The organism is Mesobacillus thioparans, from assembly GCF_965138835.1.
Lineage (GTDB): Bacteria > Bacillota > Bacilli > Bacillales > Cytobacillaceae > Mesobacillus > Mesobacillus thioparans.
On the sequence record NZ_CBCSFH010000003.1, the window covers coordinates 185,126 to 204,229 of the forward strand.

Annotated in this window: 20 protein-coding genes; 8 read left to right on the forward strand and 12 right to left on the reverse strand. The window is 47.3% G+C overall.

The window, feature by feature from the left end:
• Positions 1-35: 35 nt before the first annotated feature.
• A complete protein-coding gene (locus ACNAZ4_RS08015; protein ID WP_415813698.1) occupies positions 36-896 on the forward strand; it encodes an RsfA family transcriptional regulator in 861 nt (286 codons plus the stop codon).
• A 119-nt stretch (positions 897-1,015) separates the two neighbouring features.
• Here the strand turns inward: ACNAZ4_RS08015 and ACNAZ4_RS08020 are convergent, their stop codons facing one another.
• Together ACNAZ4_RS08020 and pta are read right to left on the reverse strand one after the other, a co-directional pair.
• Positions 1,016-1,852: a lipoate--protein ligase family protein gene (locus tag ACNAZ4_RS08020; RefSeq protein ID WP_415813699.1), complete on the reverse strand. Its 837-nt coding sequence runs from the start codon at positions 1,850-1,852 to the stop codon at positions 1,016-1,018.
• Between the two features lie 126 nt (positions 1,853-1,978).
• Positions 1,979-2,956, reverse strand: coding sequence for a phosphate acetyltransferase (gene pta, locus ACNAZ4_RS08025; protein WP_415813700.1), 978 nt, complete (start codon positions 2,954-2,956; stop codon positions 1,979-1,981).
• Between the two features lie 254 nt (positions 2,957-3,210).
• On the opposite strand from pta, the gene hemQ reads away from it, so the two are divergent.
• From hemQ to ACNAZ4_RS08055, 6 genes are all read left to right on the forward strand, one after another.
• On the forward strand, positions 3,211-3,954 hold the full coding sequence (gene hemQ / locus ACNAZ4_RS08030) for a hydrogen peroxide-dependent heme synthase (RefSeq protein WP_415813701.1): 744 nt from the start codon (positions 3,211-3,213) through the stop codon (positions 3,952-3,954).
• Positions 3,955-4,208: 254 nt separating this feature from the next.
• Positions 4,209-4,763, forward strand: coding sequence for a spore coat protein GerQ (gene gerQ, locus ACNAZ4_RS08035; protein ID WP_415813702.1), 555 nt, complete (start codon positions 4,209-4,211; stop codon positions 4,761-4,763).
• Between the two features lie 145 nt (positions 4,764-4,908).
• Positions 4,909-5,889 (forward strand): TAXI family TRAP transporter solute-binding subunit, encoded by a 981-nt coding sequence (locus ACNAZ4_RS08040; protein ID WP_415813703.1) that lies wholly within the window; start codon positions 4,909-4,911, stop codon positions 5,887-5,889.
• The gene (locus tag ACNAZ4_RS08045) at positions 5,879-6,349 is read left to right on the forward strand and encodes a DUF1850 domain-containing protein (protein ID WP_415813704.1); all 471 of its coding nucleotides are present in this window, start codon (positions 5,879-5,881) and stop codon (positions 6,347-6,349) included. The genes ACNAZ4_RS08040 and ACNAZ4_RS08045 overlap by 11 nt, the downstream gene beginning before the upstream one ends.
• Complete coding sequence (locus ACNAZ4_RS08050) at positions 6,346-8,370, forward strand: TRAP transporter permease (RefSeq protein WP_415813705.1); 2,025 nt, start codon at positions 6,346-6,348, stop codon at positions 8,368-8,370. The genes ACNAZ4_RS08045 and ACNAZ4_RS08050 overlap by 4 nt, the downstream gene beginning before the upstream one ends.
• A gap of 150 nt (positions 8,371-8,520) precedes the next feature.
• Positions 8,521-10,038 carry an MDR family MFS transporter gene (locus ACNAZ4_RS08055; protein ID WP_415813707.1) on the forward strand — a complete coding sequence of 506 codons (1,518 nt, stop codon included), beginning with the start codon at positions 8,521-8,523 and terminating at the stop codon, positions 10,036-10,038.
• A gap of 43 nt (positions 10,039-10,081) precedes the next feature.
• Here the strand turns inward: ACNAZ4_RS08055 and ACNAZ4_RS08060 are convergent, their stop codons facing one another.
• The 3 genes from ACNAZ4_RS08060 to ACNAZ4_RS08070 form a co-directional block, all read right to left on the reverse strand.
• The gene (locus ACNAZ4_RS08060) at positions 10,082-10,453 is read right to left on the reverse strand and encodes a DUF423 domain-containing protein (RefSeq protein ID WP_415813709.1); all 372 of its coding nucleotides are present in this window, start codon (positions 10,451-10,453) and stop codon (positions 10,082-10,084) included.
• 22 nt (positions 10,454-10,475) lie between these two features.
• Positions 10,476-10,802, reverse strand: coding sequence for a YwdI family protein (locus ACNAZ4_RS08065; RefSeq protein ID WP_415813710.1), 327 nt, complete (start codon positions 10,800-10,802; stop codon positions 10,476-10,478).
• 195 nt (positions 10,803-10,997) lie between these two features.
• A complete protein-coding gene (locus ACNAZ4_RS08070) occupies positions 10,998-11,678 on the reverse strand; it encodes a uracil-DNA glycosylase (protein ID WP_415813712.1) in 681 nt (226 codons plus the stop codon).
• A 171-nt stretch (positions 11,679-11,849) separates the two neighbouring features.
• Between ACNAZ4_RS08070 and ACNAZ4_RS08075 the strand changes: the two genes are divergently transcribed.
• Entirely contained in the window at positions 11,850-12,179 is a 330-nt protein-coding gene (locus tag ACNAZ4_RS08075) for a YflT domain-containing protein (RefSeq protein WP_415813713.1), read from the forward strand.
• A gap of 96 nt (positions 12,180-12,275) precedes the next feature.
• Here ACNAZ4_RS08075 and ACNAZ4_RS08080 read toward each other — a convergent pair whose 3' ends face one another.
• The 7 genes from ACNAZ4_RS08080 to ACNAZ4_RS08110 all read right to left on the reverse strand — a co-directional run bounded on the left by ACNAZ4_RS08080 (position 12,276) and on the right by ACNAZ4_RS08110 (position 19,100).
• Positions 12,276-13,295, reverse strand: coding sequence for a thiazole biosynthesis adenylyltransferase ThiF (locus ACNAZ4_RS08080; RefSeq protein WP_415813714.1), 1,020 nt, complete (start codon positions 13,293-13,295; stop codon positions 12,276-12,278).
• Positions 13,296-13,380: 85 nt separating this feature from the next.
• A complete protein-coding gene (gene moaD / locus ACNAZ4_RS08085; protein WP_415813715.1) occupies positions 13,381-13,614 on the reverse strand; it encodes a molybdopterin converting factor subunit 1 in 234 nt (77 codons plus the stop codon).
• Positions 13,607-14,071 carry a molybdenum cofactor biosynthesis protein MoaE gene (locus tag ACNAZ4_RS08090; RefSeq protein WP_023613507.1) on the reverse strand — a complete coding sequence of 155 codons (465 nt, stop codon included), beginning with the start codon at positions 14,069-14,071 and terminating at the stop codon, positions 13,607-13,609. Before ACNAZ4_RS08090 ends, moaD begins: the two co-directional genes overlap by 8 nt.
• Positions 14,072-14,477: 406 nt before the next feature.
• On the reverse strand, positions 14,478-16,397 hold the full coding sequence (locus ACNAZ4_RS08095) for a molybdopterin biosynthesis protein (protein WP_415813716.1): 1,920 nt from the start codon (positions 16,395-16,397) through the stop codon (positions 14,478-14,480).
• 13 nt (positions 16,398-16,410) lie between these two features.
• Entirely contained in the window at positions 16,411-17,643 is a 1,233-nt protein-coding gene (locus tag ACNAZ4_RS08100; RefSeq protein ID WP_415813717.1) for a molybdopterin molybdotransferase MoeA, read from the reverse strand.
• A gap of 31 nt (positions 17,644-17,674) precedes the next feature.
• On the reverse strand, positions 17,675-18,274 hold the full coding sequence (mobA, locus tag ACNAZ4_RS08105) for a molybdenum cofactor guanylyltransferase (protein ID WP_415813718.1): 600 nt from the start codon (positions 18,272-18,274) through the stop codon (positions 17,675-17,677).
• Positions 18,275-18,290: 16 nt separating this feature from the next.
• Positions 18,291-19,100: a formate dehydrogenase accessory protein FdhE gene (locus ACNAZ4_RS08110; protein ID WP_415813719.1), complete on the reverse strand. Its 810-nt coding sequence runs from the start codon at positions 19,098-19,100 to the stop codon at positions 18,291-18,293.
• Positions 19,101-19,104: the final 4 nt, after the last annotated feature.

The window sequence follows — 19,104 nt, forward strand, 5'->3', positions numbered from 1 at the left end:
AATAGTTAACCAAAGTAAAAGGGAGTTGAAGAAGAATGAAAACACGCCAGGATGCCTGGACAGAGGAAAATGATTTATTGCTGGCTGAAACCGTGCTCCGCCATGTAAGGGAAGGAAGCACCCAATTGAATGCTTTTGAAGAGGTGGGCGACAAGCTCGACCGCACTTCTGCCGCCTGCGGATTCCGCTGGAACGCAGTCGTGAGGCATAACTATGAAAAAGCCTTGCAGCTCGCTAAAAAGCAGCGTAAACAGAGACAGAGAATCCTAGGAAAAGATCAGAGCGGCAAGAAGAAACTGCTATACAATCCGCCAGTCCCAACATTGGATGAAAGTTTGACAGGATCATTGCCTGCAGCAGAACTGAGCGATGAAGTCCAGCCAACCTTCGATCTATCCTTGCTGGAACAGGATGACAGGCAGATTGATGCTGCACTGATGGCTGAAATGCAAGATTTAGTGAATAAGGAAAAGGCAAGGAATGATTATGCAGAGGAAACTGCTGAGGAAATGGCTGAAATGCCAGTCCAGGCTGCCCAAACACAAGTATCCCACACGGCACCTGTCCGTCACACTGTACCGACAACCGGACTGACAATGGGACATGTCATTGCCTATCTGCAAAGCCTGAACGGTTCATCGCTCCAGGTGGACATTTATAAGAGTGAGAATGAAAGATTGAAGCGCGAAATCCATAGTTTACGAAAACAGAATGAAGAGCTGCAGCAAAAGATTAACAGGCTTGAGAAAAATACGAACACCATGCAGGAAGATTACGAAACACTCATGAAAATTATGAACCGCGCCCGCAAACTCGCCTTGTTTGAAGAAGAAGAGCGTCCGGCAACCAAGTTCAAGATGGACCGCAACGGCAATCTCGAAAAAGTAGCCGAATAGATATCTAGTTATTAATTAAATAGATAATAGTTGGAGAAGAAGAGTTTGGCAGCAATCCCCTCTTATGTTTAAAAAGCCGGAAATCATTGATTTCCGGCTTTCCTTATTTGTGTTATATCCTAATCCAGGAATTTCTCATTCCGTTCGATGACACGATTATAATAATGGTCAAAAAGCTCAATCTCGTCTCCGTTCAGATATCCTGAGGCCAGCTCGTTGCTGTGGGTGTTCAGGAATGTCAAAAATCGCAGCATGACATCCTGGATAGTCAGCTCGATCCCGAATAATTCAGACAAGGAGGCCATGACCTCCGGCTGCACTTCTGGATAGGCGAATTTCGTGACTTCCCCTTTTTTGGCGCGGTCATAAAATCCACGGATCAATTCAGCCCTCTGGCTGCCGCTCCCCGTCACGCACAGATAGATTTGCACAGCGACCCCTTTTTTCAGGCGGCGCTGCGAAATGCCGGCGAACTTTTTGCCATCAATGCTCAAATCATAGCTTCCTGGACAATAGGAAGCAGTAATTTCCTTTGCTTCGATTTCTTTATTGAAGTCAGCGAATATTTCCCTGATTAAAAACCACATGGCATCATAGCCGCGATTGATGTCGATCCCTTTTTCCTTTTCAGGTAAAATGAGCGACAGGTTCAGGACACCTTCGTCCAGCACGACGGCGAGACCGCCTGAATTGCGGACAATATACTGATAGCCCTGCTCCTCGAGAAAATCGAGGCCGTCCTGGAGGTAAGGAAGCCTTGTATCCTGGATGCCGAGGACAACCGTGTCATGATGGACCCATGCCCTCGCGGTTGCCGGTGACTGTCCTTTACCGACCGATTCGCATAATGTATCGTCCGTCCCGAAAGACTGCAGAGCATGAAATTGCATGCCGAGCGCCGACTGGTCGATCAATCTCCATTTATCCTGACGCAGTAAATTAAGCGCCTCATCCATCGTTGTTTCCTCTTTTCCTTCTCTATCTTTTTCGTTGATATTATAGCATATGTGGCCCCGCAACTAATACGGGACCAGATTAAAAAAGCCGATCGAAAAATTCCGACCGGCTGAGAAATTCTATTTTTACTTAGTTAACGCCTGTGCTGCTGTGATGAGTGCAAGCTTGTACACGTCTTCTTCGCTGCAGCCTCGGGACAGGTCGTTCACTGGACGGTTCAAGCCCTGTAAAATCGGTCCGACTGCTTCGAATCCGCCTAGGCGCTGAGCGATTTTGTAGCCGATATTCCCTGCTTCGAGGCTTGGGAATACGAATACATTCGCATTGCCCATGATCACTGAATCCGGAGCTTTCTTTTCGGCAACAGATGGAACAAAGGCTGCGTCGAACTGGAACTCGCCGTCGACGATCAATAATGGATCACGAAGCTTGGCTTCTTCGACTGCTTTTGATACTCTTTCCGTCTCAGGGGAAACAGCAGAGCCTTTTGTTGAGAAGCTTAGCATGGCCACGCGCGGCTCAACGTCGAACATTCTTGCTGTCTTCGCACTTTCAACAGCGATTTCAGCCAGGTCCTGGCTGTCAGGCGCAATGTTGATCGCACAGTCAGCGAATACATACTTCTCATCTTCGCGTACCATGATGAAGACACCGGAAGTTTTGCGCACGCCTTCCTTCGTCTTGATGATCTGCAATGCCGGTCTTACCGTATCGGCAGTGGAATGTGCTGCACCGCTGACAAGTCCGTCCGCTTTGTTTGAATACACAAGCATCGTGCCAAAGTAGTTTTCATCGAGAAGAACCTGGCGAGCCTGCTCTTCGGTGGCTTTCCCTTTCCGGCGCTCAACGAATGCAGCGACAAGCTCATCCATCATCGCAAAGTTGGCAGGATCATAAATTTCCGCTGCATCAAGCGATACATCCATGTCTGCTGCCTTCGTCTGGATTTGTTCGATATTCCCTACTAAAATGGGTGTTAATACTCCGTCTGCAGCCAGTCTTCCTGCTGCTGCGAGAATCCGTTCATCGAGGCCTTCCGGAAAAACGATCCGTAAATTTTGTCCGCTTAATTTGGCTTTCAAGCCTTCAAATAAATCACTCATGCTGACTCCTCCTTTAATCTATACTTATAGCATACTTTACCAACCTTAAAATTCAAGAATGTTACCGTTTACAGACTTGAAGTCTTTTTATTGAAAATTTTCAAGCATGTTTGCCTGCCCCTTTTACTATTTGCAATCTTTAACAAAATATCCTTTTTACATACAGTATAAACAAACGGGGTTTTATTAACATGACGAATGGAGAAACTATGATATGATATTGGTATATTGTTGATTTATAGGAGTGATATAAAATGACTGAAGCAGCACAGACTTTAGATGGATGGTATTCCCTTCATGATTTCCGCACGGTTGATTGGACAACCTGGAAGATGCTCCCGGCTGAAGAGCGCCAGGAAATCGTCCATGAATTCCTTGGCCTTGTAGAAAAGTGGAACAAGACCCAGGCTGAAAAACAAGGAAGCCATGCCCTGTATACAATCGTTGGCCAAAAAGCAGATTTCATGATGATGATCCTGCGCCCGACAATGGAAGAATTGAATGAAATCGAGACAGAGTTCAACAAGTCCAGACTTGCTGAATACACGATTCCTGCTCATTCTTATGTATCTGTTGTCGAGCTGAGCAACTATCTGCCAGCAGGCGAAGATCCATACCAGAATCCGCAAATCCTTGCCCGCCTTTACCCTGAACTTCCAAAGGCGAAGTATGTTTGCTTCTATCCAATGGACAAGCGCCGCCAGGGCGAAGACAACTGGTACATGCTTCCGATGGAAGACCGCCGCAATATGATGCGCAGCCACGGCATGATCGGCCGCCAGTATGCAGGCAAAGTCAAGCAGATCATTACTGGTTCTGTAGGCTTCGATGACTATGAGTGGGGCGTAACATTGTTCGCGGACGATGTCCTTCAATTCAAGAAGCTTGTTTATGAAATGCGTTTTGACGAAGTCAGCGCACGCTATGGCGAATTCGGTTCATTCTTCGTAGGAAACCTGCTGGAAGAAGACCGCGTAGTTTCATTCCTGAATGTTTAATTAATCGATAAATCCCCGGACAAATGTCCGGGGATTTTTTTGTCCTTTGCTATGAATATGAAGCAAAGTTTATGCCCCTTCCTTACGCCACCTGCATACGAAATATTTGAGTCATAAAATGAAGCTTTTCTCATATGAATGGAATAGTGAGGATTCACTTTACTTGTACCCCATCCTATTAAAGCTCAATTTCACCATTTACATAAATAAGGTGAATTTGAATGAAAGGAAAATCATAATAAGGAGGCTACACAATGACTCAATACAATAATCCATACTATAACTACAGAACCTATCCGCAGATGTATCAGCCGTATAGCGGCACAGAAGAAAAATCTGCTGCACAAGGACAGGTGCCTCAAATGTCTCAGATGGGTCAAATGGGACAGATGGGACAAATGGGACAAATGGGGCAGATGGGCCAATCAGGATTCCCGCAGGCCACTCCCTTCCCTGCCCAATCCGGCGGTGCCATGCCAGGTGTAGGTGGAAGCGCAGTCGGAGGTGTCCAGGTACCGGGAATGCTTCCAATTGAAGCATCTTATATCGAGAATATCCTTCGCCTGAACAAAGGGAAGCTCGCAACTGTTTACGCTACTTTTGAAAACAACTCCGAATGGAATGCGAAAATTTTCCAGGGAATCATTGAAGCTGCCGGACGTGACCACCTCATCCTCAGTGACCCGCAAACAGGAAAACGCATTCTATTACCGATGATTTACCTTGATTATGTTACATTCGATGAAGAAATCGAATACGACTATCCATTCGGCGGCGGCGCTGGGCTGACAGCTTACCCACCTCGCTAATAATGTCGAATATCCTTCCAAAGCGGCTTCGGCCGTTTTTTTGTTTGTTATAATTTTCGGAATTCACGCAACATTGTTTGTATTCGAACTACTAGTTTGCTAAACTAATTTTGAGCATTAAACTGTTAAAGGGGAGTGATTTTACATGAACTTTAAAAAGATTGGAGCCATTACTGTAAGCGCTTTTATGGCGGGTTTACTGCTTGCAGGCTGCGGAAGTGATGAGAAATCTTCCGGCAAAGGCGGCAGCAGCGAGGGCCTGGAGACAAAAATAGTCACGATCGCGACCGGCGGATCTTCAGGGCCTTATAACATTATTGGAACTGCACTGGCAAACGAGTATTCCGAAGTTTACGGCGTAAATTCCAAATCGCAAGCAACAGGTGCATCAGTAGAAAATATCAATCTGATAAAAGAAGGAAAAGTCGATATGGCTTTTGTCATGAGTGATGTTTTAACTGAAGCGGTTGAAGGGACAGGCAATTTCAAGGAGCCGGTGAAAGAAGTAAAACAAATGGCGACTCTATACCCTAACTATGTGCAAATTGTTACGACTGAAAAGTCTGGAATCGAGACGATTGAAGACCTGGTTGGAAAGCGTGTAGCCGTCGGCGACCAAAACTCAGGTGTAGAGGTAAATGCCCGCAACTTGCTGAATGGACATGGTATTACATACGATGATATTGAGGTCGACTACTTAGGCTATGCTGAAGCAGCGGATGGTTTGAAATCCGGATCGATTGATGCAGCATTTTTAACAAGCGGCCTGCCAAACGCTTCCGTATTAGAACTTGCCAAAACACTGGACATTAAATTAGTCTCTGTCAATCCGGACAAAATCAAGGAAATCGCCAAGGATCAGCCATACTTTGTTTCTTTGGAAATCCCGGCCGATACGTATGGAAATTCAGATCCAATACCGACAGCAGCCATCATGAATGCTCTGGCAGTCAGAAGTGACCTGAGCGATGATGATGTTTACAAATTGACGAAGACCTTCTTTGATAGCCTGGATAAACTCGGCAATGCCCATCAGGCGGCAACCGAGATATCTTTAGAAGCTGCCCAGGAAGGCATGGTAGCACCGGTGCACCCAGGAGCACAAAAATATTACGATGAAAAATAAAAGGTTCAAGATTATGGGGAGCACTTTATTCACAGTGCTCCTTCTTATCCTTTTTATCAAGATTCCTGTAATAGAAGTTTCGTATAATGACAGCCGGTTCTTCCTGAAGGACGACCAGTTCGAGATTGGATGGATCCATTCAGTCGAAAAAGAACCGTGGTTCGAAACATACACATTAAAGGACGACAGTCTCTATTTAACTGAGACGAGATTCAAAACGTTCGGTGCTGGCACTCCCTCAACAGGAAAAGTCATCTCTTCCTCCGACGGGTTTGTCCATATGGAACTGAATAATAAGATGGATGAAATCAATTTGGTTGTCTCAAAAAATGTGAAGACAACGCTTTACACAGCCAGCCGCTCCATCCCATTATATAAAATCGCACCAGATCATGAGACGTTTGTGATCAAGAACAAGAAACTCCCTGTATGGCAGATTATAAGAGGTGATTTCAAATGAACAATGACGGAGTTAAGAAGAACGCAGTATCCGATACAGAAATTTTCAATGAGGAAAAGCAAGCAGAAATCCTTGAAAAGTTCGACTCTGAATCGAAAGTCAGGAGGTTTGCCAGCAAAAGGACATTCGTTGTTGTTTCCGCAATTGCCGTCCTCTACTCTCTGTTCCATCTATACATTACATTCAACCCAATGCCCACGCTTCAGCAAAGGGCCATCCACGTAGCTGTGGGAATAGCACTCATTTTTCTGTTATATCCTTTAACATCCAGGCAGGATCGAAGCAAGGTCGCCTGGTATGATTGGATTTTATTTTTCCTGGCCCTTTTGACAGCTGGTTATTTAATATCTGAATACACAGCCATCGTCACCACCCGCGGCGGGATTCCGAATTCAACGGATATCGCCATAGCGATCCTGACTGTCATCCTTGTCCTCGAGGCAGCCCGCCGTGTGACAGGATGGATTTTGCCGATCCTGGCATTGATTTTCCTGACATATCCATTCATCAGCCATATGGACTTCATGCCCATCAAGATGATGACTCGCCCATATGACCTTGGTGATATTTTCGGCCAGTTATATTTAAAAACCGAAGGGCTTTATTCATCAGCCATCGGCGCTTCCGTGAACTTTATCTTCCTATTCATCTTGTTCGGGGCATTTTTGGCAAAATCGGGAATGGGCCAATTCTTTAACGATATTGCCCTGGCGCTTGCCGGTCACAAACAAGGTGGTCCAGCAAAGGTAGCGGTGATCTCCAGCGGATTCATGGGAAGCATTAATGGTGCCGCTGTCGCGAATGTTGTGGGCACCGGTGCGTTCACCATTCCTTTGATGAAAAAAATCGGATATTCCAAGAACTTTGCCGGAGCCGTCGAAGCAAGCGCATCGATTGGCGGTCAAATTTTGCCGCCAATCATGGGAGCAAGTGCTTTTATCATGGCAGAGACGACCGGTGTAGCCTACGGGACCATTGCTCTGGCAGCTTTAATCCCAGCGGTATTGTATTTCCTGGCCGTCATCATGCAGGTGCACTTCCGGGCTGGCAGGAAGAATCTGAAAGGCATCCCTAAATCAGATCTTCCGCGTGTAAAAGAAATCATGAAAGAACGCGGGCATTTGCTTCTGCCTATCGCATTCCTCATCTTCATGCTCTATCAGAACGTTCCGATCGGGCATGCAGCCTTTTATACCATTGTTTCAACAGTGGTTGTAGCGGCCTTCCGGAAAAATACCCGGATGTCTGTGAAAGATGTATTATCCGCCCTGGACAACGGCGCAAGACAATCGTTATCCGTAATGGTGGCCTGTGCGGTAGTCGGAATCATCATTGGTGTTGTGAGCTTGACAAGCTTCGGAAATGTGATGACATCTTCGATCGCAAGCCTTGGCGCTGGTTCCCTGTTCCTTACATTGTTCTTCACCATGATCGCGTCCATGATCCTGGGTATGGGACTTCCGTCCATTCCTGCCTATATTATTACGGCAACGATGGCAGCACCGGCACTGGCTGAATTTGATATCCCTATCCTGATTGCTCATATGTTCGTCTTCTATTTCGGCATATTCGCGAACATCACTCCGCCAGTGGCCCTGGCAGCCTTTGCTGGAGCCGGAATTTCCGGAGGAGACCCGATGAGGACAGGTTTCACTGCATTGAAGCTTGCGGCAGCAGGATTCCTGATTCCGTATTTGTTCGTCTATAACCCGGCAATGCTGATGATCGATACCACCAATGCCGCAGTGAATACGAAGGAATTCCCAATGGCACCACTTCCGGAAATCCTGATGATCACCGCGACAGCCGTAATTGGAATCATCGCATTGAGCGCCGCGATAGAGGGCTATTTCAAAACCAATATGAATATAGCATTCAGATTGCTGCTCGGAATCGGGGCCTTGATGATGATCATCCCTGAAACCTTCACCGATATCGCAGGTGTAATCATCGTCGCTGCCATACTCGGCCTGAACTATATGGCCAGCAGGAAAGAACAGAATATCAATATTGGAATTTGACCGCCAAAGGAGCACGCCGATTCAGGCGTGCTCCTTTTTTCCATTGATATAAAACGCCCTCTTTCAGCCTATAAATTCTTGACAAAGATTCTACTCGAAAAATAAAATTTATATACTTACTATATCCAATTAAGGAAGCTGGTGGATGATTTGGTTTCAAATGATAGCAATATTAAATTGGTAGTGGCGGGGTTACTGCTTGGGATTTTGATGGCCGCAATGGATAATACGATTGTCGCGACGGCTATGGGAACCATAGTCGCGGACCTTGGCGACTTTGACAAGTTCATCTGGGTGACCTCTGCTTATATGGTTACCGTGATGGCCGGCATGCCCATTTTCGGGAAGCTGTCAGACATGTATGGACGGAAACGATTTTACATTTTTGGCTTGCTCGTCTTCTTGATGGGTTCTGCGCTTTGCGGAATCGCCCAAACAATGGTGCAGCTCAGCATTTTCAGAGCAATCCAGGGAATCGGCGGCGGAGCTTTGATGCCGATTGCCTTCACGATTGTTTTTGATATTTTCCCGCCTGAAAAGCGCGGCAAAATGACCGGCCTGCTCGGCGCCGTTTTCGGGACTTCAAGCGTCCTCGGACCGCTTCTTGGAGCATATATCACTGACTGGTTCAGCTGGCATTGGGTTTTTTACATCAATGTCCCGATTGGCATTGTCTCTTTATTCTTTATCGTCAAGTATTATCATGAGTCCACTGAGCACTCCAAACAGAAAATCGACTGGGCCGGCGCCTTCACATTGGTCGTCGCAGTTGTCAGCTTAATGTTCGCCCTTGAGCTTGGCGGGAAGGAATTTGACTGGGGCTCAATTCAAATCATTGCATTGTTTTCAAGCTTCGCCTTATTCTTTTTAGTCTTTATTTTTGCTGAAAGAAGAGCAGAGGAACCAATCATTTCCTTCTGGATGTTTAAAAGGCGCCTGTTCGCCACATCCCAGGTCCTTGCCTTCCTCTACGGAGCAACGTTCATCATTCTCGCAGTCTATATCCCTATCTTTGTCCAGGCGGTTTATGGAGGATCGGCGAAGACTGCGGGACTGATCTTAACACCGATGATGCTTGGTTCTGTTGCTGGCAGTGCGGTCGGCGGGATTTTCCAGACCAAAACCAGCTATCGGAACCTTATGTTCATTTCGGTTATCGCCTACTTTGCAGGGATGCTGCTGCTCAGCATGATGTCCCCTGATACATCAAGGCTGATCCTGACACTTTTCATGATTTTGGTTGGCTTTGGGATGGGATTTTCTTTCTCCCTCCTCCCTACTGCTTCGATCCACAATCTCGATCCGAGGCATCGAGGATCAGCGAATTCAACCAATTCATTCCTTCGCTCACTGGGAATGACACTCGGCATCACCATATTTGGGACCATCCAGAATAACACGTTCATGGATAAGCTGAAAAGTGCCTTCGCTGGAATGGGCGGCGGACAAGGAAACCAGCTGATGGGAGACCCGCAGCAATTATTCCAGTCGGGACAGCGTTCTCAAATCCCTGGATTCGTCCTCGATAAAATCGTCGATGCTATGTCATCCTCGATCACCCATATTTTCGCACTGGCGTTGATTCCAATTGCTGTATCGGCGGTTGCCGTCTTTTTAATGGGGAAAGAACGGGTTGAGGTCAACAAAACGATTGTCAAGGAATCTTAATGAGCCTGTAAAAAGAGCGTGCCAGCCGGCACGCTCTTTTTGTTTATAAGTATTTGACTGCAGCAATGATCACCAATACCCAGGCAGCGAGGAATGATACTCCGCCAAGCGGGGTGATGGCCCCCAGGATACTGATTTTTGTAAGTGTCAAAGCATAAAGGCTTCCGGAAAACAGGATGATACCGATCAGCATCAGCCAGCCTGACCAGTTCAGGAGTGATGTTGCAGGAAGTTTTCCCAGCAGGACTCCAATGATCAAGATTCCGGTTGCATGGAACATCTGATATGTAACACCGGTTTTCCATGTCTCTAGATATTTTGGTTCAACCTTGCCTTCAAGCCCATGCGCCCCAAAAGCCCCGAGTGCGACTGAAAGGAAGGCATTGATTGCCCCGATTATGATGAATAACTTCATGACTTTCACCTCCATCTTAAAATTAGAAATCGAACAGCGAGTCTCCGTTTGAATTGTCATCCATTTCCAGCTTTTTCGGCTGCGGAACCATTGGTGATGCCTGGCTTACCGGCATCTGCTGCTGAGGAAAAGCTGGTTGAGCAGGAATATATTGCTGAGCTGGCTGCTGGACGACATGGCTTCGCGCGGACGTGCCTGACCCCTGCTGCAACGGTTCATCAAGAACAAGCTCACAAAGCGTCTTAATCGACTGGATTCGTTCACGCTGTGCAGATTCGGATTGGGCCGATTTTGCCCGGTTTAATTCATCTTCCATTTTCGAAAGCAATTTTTGCAGTGAAATATTCATTAACTCACCTCCAAGGGCGATACCTGATATAAATGATCCTTGCACTCCATCATGATGTACGGTTCCATTCTACAATAATTCGGATCTTTTTTCGACTTAATAAGAAAAATGCTGTCAGTTCCACGTGGAACATGTCGATTTGATTTTTCAAGAAGCATAGGTTGAGCAGAATAAAACTCTGTTTTCCCAGAGCGATTAATCTTTAAGCTTTTCGATTTGCCAGTCGATTTCCGCGTTCCCCCACTCTCGCAATAATCCGTTGACTGTGGAGAAAGGCTTGCTTCCAAAGAAGCCTCTTCTTGCGGACAAAGGGCTTGGATGGGCAGACATAATGATCTTATGTTTGCTTTCATCAATCAGCTTCAATTTACTTTGGGCCGGTTTGCCCCAAAGGATGAAAATCACTGGTTTTTCACGGTCATTCAGCAAGGTGATGACTTTATCGGTGAACGTTTCCCAGCCTCTCCCCTTGTGGGAATGGGCTTCACCTTTCCTGACAGTAAGCACCGTATTCAAAAGCAGGACACCTTGGTCTGCCCATTTTTTTAAATAGCCATGATCGGGAATGTCGCAGCCCAGGTCAGCGTTCAGTTCCTTGAACATGTTCCTCAGTGAAGGCGGGATCGCAACCCCTGGTTTTACTGAGAAGCTCAAGCCATGCGCCTGATCTGGTCCATGGTAGGGATCCTGGCCAAGGATGACCACTTTTACCTCTTCATAATCGGTATATCGCAATGCATTGAAGATGTCTTCCTTCTCAGGATAAACTGTTTTGTTCTGGTATTCTTCCATCAAGAACTCTCTTAAATCAAGAAAATAGGCTTTTTCAAACTCCTCTGCCAGCAGCGGTGCCCAGCCGTTTTGCATCAAGCGCATCCTGATCACTCCTTTCTTTTTATCTAACTACCCGATTCCCGAAACGATATGTGAACTTTTGCCAGCATGTTTAATCCAGCAGATATCGGTTATATAAATAGTGTAGACGGAGAAGGCTATAACAGCTTCCCAAACTAGTATAGGTTACAAATTCTTAAGGAGGAAGATATTATGTTAAAAGTAGAAGTAGTAGAAAATGGTGTACAAGCCACTGAAAAAATCAGCTCTCTGGAAGCCGCTGGTTTTGGAAAAGAAAACATTTATATATTCGCTCATGATGAAGACCGCAGTGAGCACTTGACGGATGCAACAGAAACCGGCGGTGTGGGCTTCAAGGAACAAGGTTTCTTTGACTCCATCGGCAATGTGTTCAAGTCACGCGGAGACGAATTGCGCAACAAATTCGAATCCCTTGGTCTTTCAAAGCAAGAAGCTGAGCAGTATGAGGCGGAGCTGGACAAAGGCCGTTTAGTCCTTGTCGCAGCCGATGAAGTGAAGTAAACACAACCTCATCTGCAGCATATCCGATCCGCTGCGATCGTTTATCATAGAAACCCCCTGCCGAAGCCGGCAGGGGGTTTGCGCGTTTTAAGATTCCTAGCCAAAGAACCGCTGGTAGATGCTTCGGGCCTGCGCCAGATCTTTCGTTCCATGAATCAAAGCACGGCCGTCCTCGAAAATGACCATCCTGTTATCATCCATTTCTACAGATACCAGATAAGGATTCCCTTTTACCTGATAACCCAAATCCTTCATTTTTTCAGCTGTGTCCTGGAGGTTGAGCTGCTGTTGTTTCGGCGGCCTGATCTGGACTGTATCACGTCCGCAAAGCACGGTCGTTTTGGTCATATTTTCGACATCCAGATACGGATATTCAGGATGCTCGCCGCAGGAGAGGCATCCCGGGTCTTTTGCTTTTGACATTTTCATGCTTGTATACTGGTTCCGCCACAGATCAAAGCTGACAAAAGAAGTCCTGACCGCATCCCAGTCTTCAACGAGGATTTTCAGCGCTTCCGCTCCCTGATGGGCAATGACCATTTGCACAGCTGGCCCGATAATGCCTCCTGTATCACAAGTCATCCCCTGCAGCGGAACGGTTTTCAGCAGACAGTTCAGGCATGGCGTTTTACCGGGAATGATCGAAAAGCTCATGCCAAAGCTGCCAACGCAGGCCCCATAAATCCACGGAATCCGGAACTTTTGCGAAATATCATTGATCGCCATACGTGTTTCAAAATTATCTGTGGCATCGATGATCAAATCGACTCCATCAATAAGTTCAGCGAGTTTTTCAGGAGTGGCATCAGCAATCATTGCGGTGATTGCAACTTCAGAGTTGATGGCCTTCAGCCTTTTTTCAGCTGCTGCAGCCTTTGGAAGCTTCTCTGCGACATCCTCTTCTGTGTATAATTGCTGTCTTTGCAGATTGCTTGCTTCAACATAGTCGCGGTCGACAATCGTCAGCCGGCCGATGCCCGCTCTTACCAACAGCTCGGCATTCCCTGACCCAAGTGCTCCTGCACCAATCATCAGGACATGCTTGCTGCGGATTTTCTCCTGACCGCCCTTGCCTATTGGAGGAAACAGCGTCTGGCGTGAATATCTTTCTGACATAAGTGCATCCCTCCTGTAAAAGAAACGCCCTGATTCATTGACCCTTAAGTCAACGGAACGGGGCGCTGTAATATGCTATGAATGATCAACCGCCAGATACAGGCGGAATGAAGGCAATTGTATCTCCTGCTTTAATGACTTCATCATTGGACGAGAATTCTTCATTGATTGCTGTCATTGACGTATCAAGCTTTTGGATACCATATTTTTCTGCGACCATTTGCTTCAGCTCGGCAACTGTCTTGCCTGCTGCTTCAATTTCGACTGATTCATGGCCTGCTTCGTCACGAAGATGGGCAAAAAATAATATTTTATTCATTGAGATCCTTCTCCTCCGGTTTCCCTGTCGGATATGGGACAGTTTCTAGTTGGTTGCCAATCCATTCTTCTCCATCTTCCCAATGCTCTTTCTTCCAAATTGGGACGATTTCCTTGATGCGCTCGATTGCATAGCGATTCGCTTCATAGGCATCGTTTCGGTGTGGCGTGGAAACGGCAATCACCACGGCGATATCCGTGATGTCGAGCTTTCCGACGCGATGCGTAATCGCAACCTCGGCGCCATTCCAGCGTTCCTGGATTTCCGTGCCGATTTGCTCCAGCTTTTTCACGGCCATCGGCTCGTATGCTTCATATATAAGGTAAAGGGTTTTTTTGCCCTTTGTCAATTCACGGACAGTGCCAATGAAAGTTGTGATTGCCCCCGCTTCACGCTGGACCACTTTATCAATGACCGATTGAACGTTGATTGGATCTTTAGCTATTTCATAATTCATCAATATCACCTCAATAAACTGATCCGGATCAGGATTTAATATGTTTATGGACATTTCTCTCGATTACTGATTCCGTTTTGTCCGTTAGAGGTCTTCTATTGGACACTTTCACAGGTTTTTGACTCCGTTTTGTCCATTAGAGGCCTTCTATCGGACACTTTTCCCGGATTCTGTCTCCGTTTTGTCCATTAGAGGCCTTCTATCGGACACTTTTCCCGGATTTTGTCTCCGTTTTGGCCATTACAGGCCTTCTATCGGACACTTTCACAGGATTCTTACTCCGTTTTGGCCATTAGAGGCCTTCTATTGGACACTTTCACAGGTTTTTGACTCCGTTTTGGCCATTAGAGACCTTCTATCGGACACTTTCCACGGGTTCTGACTCCGTTTTGTCAGATAGAGACCTTTAAAAATAAACAGGCTCAGGGTTCTCGACGACTGCATAACCGCCGATTTTGGATACGTCTGCTTTGACGGCTTCTGATTGGATCACGGACCTTAACCATATACCCTTTTCGCTTTCGAAGAATGCTTTTGTCATCAGCAAATCGTAGCTTTCGTCTGCGACTGGGATGAAGTCGAGCCCCATCGCCCTAGCAGCTGGGAAGATGCCGAGTCCGGCAGCGTTTTCGTTCCCCTTCACTTCAGCAGCGACGCTCAGGTGGGAGAACATTTCACGGTCATAGCCGTTGACCTGGTCTGCGTCGAGACCAGCTTCTTTTAACAATAAATCGAACAGGATCCGGGTACCGGCGCCTTTTTGCCTGTTGGCATAATCCGCACCCGTATTGGCGATGTCACCGACACTTTTTATTCCAAGCGGATTGCCTTTTGGAAGCATCCAGCCCTGGGTTCTTTTCAAGAAAGGATAAAGGACTGCGTCTTGCCCGGCAAGCAGTTTCCTTACGTAGGTAACATTATATTCTTTTGTCTCCGGGTCAAGCAAATGAATGCCCGCTACATGGGCTTCCCCTTTTCTAATTGCCATCAATCCGGCCATGCTGCCAACATGGGAAGAAACAATTTTCATGTCGGTCCGCTGATTTTTGAGCTGGGAGGACAGCAGGTCAATCGTCAGGTCATGGCTGCCGCTGAAGACGATCGCGTTCCTGATCTCTTCAACCGGCCTATATAGCTCGACCATGACTGTATCTCCCTGTTCATATCCCAGTTCTTCCGGCGGGACGACGAGCAAGCCGTCCGCACGCACAAGCGACATCGTGACGCCCGCCGCGCGTGTCAGCGGATTGGCGACGAATTGTCCATCCACATAGCCGATATTCATTCGGACAAAGTCCTCCGCCCCCATCGTGGAGACGATCCTGCGGCCAAGCTTCACTTCAAGCTTCGGCCTTTCGGGTTCTGGTACCCCCAGATACTTGCAAACGAGCGGCCTGACGAACCACTCAAGCGCCATATACGCCGAAACTGGGTATCCCGGCACACCTATGACTACTTTATCTTCAATTTTCCCGAGTATGACAGGCTTACCCGGCCTTGTCGCGACACCATGGGTGAAAACAGTGCCAAGTTCCTCAAGAATGTGTACAGTATAATCTTTTGAACCTGCAGAAGAACCAGCGTTGATCACGACAATATCAGAGGTTTCGACCGCGTTCAGCAACGCTTCCCTGATTTTTTCCGGTTCATCCTTCACGATCGGATGCAGATAGGGATTGCCGCCCCAATCTTCTACATAAGCGCTAAAAACAGTTCCATTGAACTCGATGATCCTGCCTGAAGCCAGTGACGCATCTGCGCTGACCAGTTCATTCCCTGTTGGAATGATCGTCACCAACGGCTTTTTCACGACACAAACTTCGGTCACCTGGGCTGCAAGGAGTGCCCCGAGATCCGCAGGACGCAGCATCTGCCCCTGTGTGAACAGCATTTCCTCCTGGACGATATCCTCACCGATCGGGCGAATATGCTGCCACGGCGTTGCCGGCTCAATGATTTCGATGGTTTCATCATCAATGACGTGAATGTTTTCGACCATAATGACGGCATTGAACTCCGGCGGAATCGCGTTCCCGGTATCAACATATTTGAACTGTTCGTCCATTTTCAAATGGAGCGGGCGCTGCTCATGGGCTTCATAAGTATCCTCCGCATTGACGGCGACTCCGTCCATCGCGGATGCATGGTAAAAGGGCATCGATACATTGGCGAAAACAGGTTCAGCAGTAATCCGGCCCAGGGCTGAGACAGCAGGGATCCATTCTTTTTCCTGAGGCAGGTCGAACGCGGCCAGCACTTCTTCCCTGGCTTGTGCTCTCGGCTTGTCTTCAAGGTAGATTTTTCGGTTATAACGTATTTTATCCATGATGCGTCTCCCCCTATCTCGTCAAAATTACTGGAACGTATTCGCCTTGAGAAATCCCCTCTTTTTCAGAAACAATCTCGACGATTCCATCGCTTTTTACCAAAGTGGTGATCAGGCCTGACTTGCCGATAATCGGCTCGGCCCACCATTCGCCGTCCCTTTTCTCCAGTCTCACTCTTATGTAATCGGATCGTCCTGGTGAGGAGGCAATATTCTTAACAATGCGGGCAAAAATCCGCTCTGGCTTCTGTTCGTATTTTTCACCCTTCAGCTTCCTGAAGACCTGTTCGCCAAACAGCTTGAAGATGATCATCGCCGATGCTGGATGGCCCGGCAGTCCAATGACCGGTTTTCCATCCGCTACAGCGAGGATCGTCGGCTTGCCTGGCTTGATTGAGATTCCGTGGACAAACACGCCCGGATCTCCAAGGGACTGGATGACTTCCGTCGTGTAGTCCTTCGTTCCGACTGAGCTTCCCCCTGATAAAATAAGGCAGTCCGCCTGTTCATATAATTCGCGTGCCTTGCTGGCGAATTCCTGATAGTCATCCCGGGTGATGCCGCCATAAATGACCTCGATGTCCCATTCATTGGCCAGGCCCTTGACGGTCAGGTAATTGATATCGCGGATTTGTCCGGTTTCAAGTGTTTTCGTTTCATAAGGAACGATTTCGTCCCCTGAAGAAAGGTATGCAGCTTTCAGCTTACGATAGACATTTACCTCGGAAACGCCAAGTGCTGCCAGGGCTCCGAGCTCCTGCGGACGCAATTTCGTGCCTTGTGTCAACAGCACCTCACCTGCGCGGATATCTTCGCCTGCGCGGATGACGTTTTCGCCCGGTGCGATTTGCTTGTACGTATTCAACAGCCCGCCGATTTCCTCGCAATGCTCAATCATCAGGACGCTGTCACTGCCTGGAGGAAGCATTCCGCCCGTCGGGACATAGATTGCTTCTCCCCTGCCGACCGGTTTTACAGCTTCTTCGCCCATATGCACCTCGCCGGCGACATTCAGGAATCCTGGCATGGATTCAGATGAGCCATAGGTATCCCGGGCGATGACGGCATAGCCATCGACGGTGGATCGGTCAAAGCCCGGCACATTCTCCTCCGCCCTGATATCCTCGGCCAGGATGTAATGAAGTGCCTCATCAAGCGCACGAACTTCGGTTTCTTTGATCTTGCTGATTTTCTCATCAACTAATGCAAAGGTCTCTTCAACCGTTTTCACTTTGAAAAATTGCATGCTGCCTAACTTCCTTTCTAGCACCTGAAAACTATTCCCCGGATTCCGCCCATTTCTTCGCATTTTCATATTCTTCTGGATGATTCATATTGAAAAAGACGCGTTCAAGATTGCTCCCGCAATACAGCTGCAAATCTGAATCATCAAGGTAGCGGACATCCAGTTTTTCAAGCATTTGCCTGATCCTTAATGTTCCATCCCCGATGCATTTCTCTGCTTCACGGGCGACGCGTTTTTGATAGGCTGCAAAAAGCGGATGCTTCACGCCATCACTGACAGGCACGACCGCATCATGGTGCTTGAGCGCTTTCACAAGATTTTCGGCAAGCTCTGCGGACACAAATGGCATATCACAGGCCACGATGAAATTCTCTTCGTAATCTGATGCCTCAAGCCCCGTATGGATTCCTGCCAGCGGACCAGAACCCGGATATTGGTCTGTCACACTCTTAATATTTAAAAACTGATAGGATTCAGGATCATTCGTTACTAGAATTATATCATCAAATACGTGCTGTAACTCATCCTTAATTCTCTCAATATTCGTTTTTTCGTGAAATTTCAGGAAAGCCTTATTTGTTCCCATCCTGCTAGACTTTCCGCCTGATAAAATAATCGCTCCGGCTTTCATCCCACAGCACCTTCTTTTAATTTGTCTGTTTGGTTTCCCCAGCGGCTTTGTAGCCATTTTCCTGTGCGACAAAATCGAGGTGGATTGTATTCAAGTCTAGCATTGCCGGTGTCGGCTTCACAATATATTGTCTGGTATCGATTACTTTTGTATAGCCTTTGCATTCCTCGCAAACCTGGATCTGGGCAGCAGATTCACCCTCAATGGTCAGGAACTGGACTGTTTCATGGTCTTCATTGCCACAATGTGAGCATGTAATGCGCTTATCATGCCAGTGGGCCAGACAGCGCGGGCAGTGCAATACTTTTTTGCCTCCGTCCTCAAGCTGCGCAAGTCGGACTGGCTCACCGCAGACAGGACATCCGGCGCCGTGAACGGCAAATTGAATTTCATCCTGGACTTCTTCCGCGGTCAGCTGCAAGTATGGCCGCAAGACGGTTTCAGCGATGAATTGCGGGATCCACTCATCGATACCATGCTCCTCTGCAAAGCTGGCAAAATAAATATGGTTAAAAGCAAAAGCCTCATCAATCCAGCGTTTTGCTGTCTCTTCATCTAATAGTCTCTTGATTGATTCCATCGATTTTACAAGCTCTGGTTGATATTTCGCTAAAAGCTCGCCTATATCCTCTATCCACTGTAAGAATAGGGGAATATCAAAGTCAATGGCCGTCAATGCAGCGACAGGCACCCCTGCCTCCATGGCCGCTTTATCAAGTTTGGGCTGTATACGGTCAGGGTCCAGTGATGTCTTCCATTGTTCCTGCAAACTGATGATATCCTTCTGCAGTTTCTGGTACTCCTTCGAGACAACGGACTTTTTCATTGCA